This is a genomic window from Rahnella sp. JUb53 (assembly GCF_004346065.1).
Taxonomy (GTDB): domain Bacteria; phylum Pseudomonadota; class Gammaproteobacteria; order Enterobacterales; family Enterobacteriaceae; genus Rahnella; species Rahnella variigena.
In genome coordinates this window covers 1-3,003 of sequence record NZ_SLYT01000027.1, presented here as the reverse complement: position 1 = coordinate 3,003, position 3,003 = coordinate 1, and the positions used below count along the sequence as shown (strand labels likewise).

Genomic DNA, 3,003 nt, shown 5'->3' with positions numbered 1-3,003 from the left:
CGGATTGTCACCGGCAGGACAGTTTTACTTGTTGGCTGCCTAAAATATCGGCAGCGCAACGTTTGCTGACTCCGCCCTGTTAATACGACAGAGCCAAGAAGCCAACCGCGCTCAGTGCGTTACTCTCTGCCGGTATTTTCTGCATGAATCAGAAAATGAGATTGATATCTCATTCCTGTAATTTACAGCTCGGAAATAGTGCAAATCGGTGTTTATAAAAATTCAGGTTAGGTATAATTCGCCGCAGTGGATTGTTACCGTTCAGTCGGGCAAAACCCGAAATGAGATCGTCCGGATTTTTCAGGATGTGATCATTTCGGGTTTTTTTATTTTTAAAATCCACTCACTGGGATTAGGCGTTGATTACAAACTAAAAATAACTACAGGGAGTGATAAAGTTATGAGGAAGATAAAGTACTGTTTTATTTTGGGTATATTAGGGTTGCCCGCCTGGGCGGCGGCATCTGTGGCGGAGATTAAAGACTCCAGCTTTGTTAAGGACAGTTCACTGGCGCTGGGGACCCATAATATTCTGAAGTATCTGGATGAAGGTGAGACTGGAAAACGTAACGTTCACAATGCCTGGGGGCAAGGTATTACCCTGGATTATAAATCAGGTTATATCAATAACTTTATCGGTGTAGATGCTTCTTACTATGGTGTTATTAAACTGGCTGCTGCCGATAATTTCGCATCAAGAGGGATTCTTTATAATGATAATGGCCAGGCCAGTGGCTTTAACAAAATTGGACAGCTTTATGGTAAAGCAAAATTCTCAGAATCGGGGGTTGAGGGCAACCTTTATGGTGGATGGAAGCTGTTAAAGCTCGGTGTCCTCACGACATCGATGCGCGCCGCCCCCAATACCTACCAGGGCGTCAGCGGTGATCTTAGCTGGGATGCCTACCGGCTGCGTATGGCGTATGTCGACAGATCGTCAAACCGCGACTCGCCAGATAAAGTACAATTTCTAACCAGTGACGGTAAGCAAATTGATTCTATTTATACCGGCGATCTGCAGTATAAATCCGACAATTTTACAGCGTTATACCTGTACGGTGAGAGTGAAGACTATTTACGTCGTAACGGGCTTGAGCTGGTCCTGAAACAGAATAAAACGCTGGCTTATGGTGTGCAAATCTACAGCACTGACACGCTGGATAAATATGACAGCATGCGGACCAGTAAAAAAGATTTTGATTCAAGTGCCAACCATTATGCCGTGGATATGACATGGAAACCGGGTAATTGGATCATTAAACCGGGTTTTGAATATACGCAGGCGCATAAAACTGACGGCATAGGGCAATTCCCACGCCATATGAGTAAAAACTCACGGGGTACATTTAATTCAATGGCCTACGCCGGCCTGGATTATATGCGGGATGAAGAAAAAGTTATCTCTTTTGATATGGGTTATAACCTGACGCCAGACTTCCTGGTGGGAATAAATACTCACTACGGTTTCTTTGACTATAAAGGTCAGCAGGTTAAGGAAGGCGAGTTTAACGTTTATACGCTATGGAAACCTTCATCACCCGCGCTCAAAAACTTGTCTATTTTTACGTTGGCTGGGCCGGGGCGCACCTTCGAACATAACGGCACCACCCCCATTGAAGATAGTAACGGAATCATTAAAAAGACCAATAGCATGGCTTATGAATTCCGCATTGATTATAAATTCAACATTTTCTGATTTATTCATGAAGAGGAATAGGTAATGAAAAAGCAATTGATTGCCGCATTAGTATTATTAGCCCCGCTTTGTATTTCGCCCGTGCAGGCCGACCAAAAAAGTAATGGGCCAGTGGCGCAGGCCCCGGGAACGGTCACCTTTTACGTCACCCGTCATGGTAAAACCATGTTCAACACTGCACATCGCATGCAAGGATGGTCGGATACACCTCTTACTGCTGCCGGAGTGGAAGTAGCGACCCAATTAGGCAAGGGACTGAAAGATGTCCCATTTACCGCCGTCTATTCCAGCGATTCAGGCCGTGCGCGGGAGACGGCCAAATTAGTGCTGGCGGCTGCCGGACAATCCAATCCGATTATTGAAGAGTCCTCTTTGCGTGAAACCTGCTTTGGCTCCTTTGAAGGAACGCTGGAATCGGTGACTTGGGAGCCTGTCGCGAAAAAGCTGGGATTTAAAGACTTTGAATCCATGGGCAAAGGGCTGGGTAAAAGCGAGATCACGCTGGACCAGATGATGGATACTCTGGCAAGCACTGACCCAAGCGGGCAAACTGAAACCGCCGCGCAGGTGCGTACCCGTATGCAAAATGAGTTGCGCACGATTGCCGGGAAAGTCAGTGCTGCGGGTGGCGGTAACGTGTTGGTGGTTTCGCATGGCATGGCGATCCTCACCATGCTCAAAGGTTGGGCTCCTGATGATCAATTGCGTGAACCTCTCAAAAACGCCAGCGTAACTAAAATCACCTATCAAAACGGCAAATTCACCGTCGGTCAGGTGGGTGACATGAGCTATGTTGAAAAAGGTAAGCAGTAAGTGCTAAGCAGTAAAAAGGTTTAAGCCGCAAACAGATAAACGCCTTCTGATAACAGAAGGCGTTTTTTTATGGTCAGTTCAGCGTGTTTTAAGACTCTGTAACGCCATTCAATGGCAGATGCTTAGGAGGTTTAATGACGAAGAATACCAGAATGGCACCGAGTGCGGCGACGCCACCAGCAAGGATAAAGGCGCTGTCGAAGCTGCCGGTAGCGTCCGTACGTCAGCAGGCGGATAAGGACGTACGCGGAGGTAAAACCCAGCACGACCCAGGTCAGCATTCCGCCGTAGAGCACCATCATCACCAGCACGCCGGCCACCATGATGACGTCCATTATTGCCCCGACTATCCCGGCCGTAAACGCGGTGCGCAGCGTATCCAGCGAGCCAAACCGGGATTGAATGTCGCCGAGCCTGCGTCGTTCAAAATAACTCAGGGGTAAACCCAGCAGGTGGGTAAACAGCCCGGATTGCCACTGCACGTTGATGTGGGT

The 3,003-nt window shown here is 47.7% G+C and carries 2 protein-coding genes and 1 pseudogene; 2 read left to right on the top strand and 1 reads right to left on the bottom strand.

Going from position 1 to position 3,003, the window contains the following annotated elements; translation table 11 throughout:
* Nucleotides 1-208: 208 nt before the first annotated feature.
* Complete coding sequence (locus tag EC840_RS25130; protein ID WP_207914793.1) at nt 209-1,696, top strand: OprD family outer membrane porin; 1,488 nt, start codon at nt 209-211, stop codon at nt 1,694-1,696.
* A 24-nt stretch (nt 1,697-1,720) separates the two neighbouring features.
* Complete coding sequence (locus tag EC840_RS25125) at nt 1,721-2,509, top strand: histidine phosphatase family protein (RefSeq protein WP_132967454.1); 789 nt, start codon at nt 1,721-1,723, stop codon at nt 2,507-2,509.
* A 118-nt stretch (nt 2,510-2,627) separates the two neighbouring features.
* Here the strand turns inward: EC840_RS25125 and EC840_RS25120 are convergent.
* Nucleotides 2,628-2,991, bottom strand: a pseudogene (locus EC840_RS25120) (ABC transporter transmembrane domain-containing protein); the annotation flags it as partial.
* Nucleotides 2,992-3,003 lie beyond the last annotated feature (12 nt).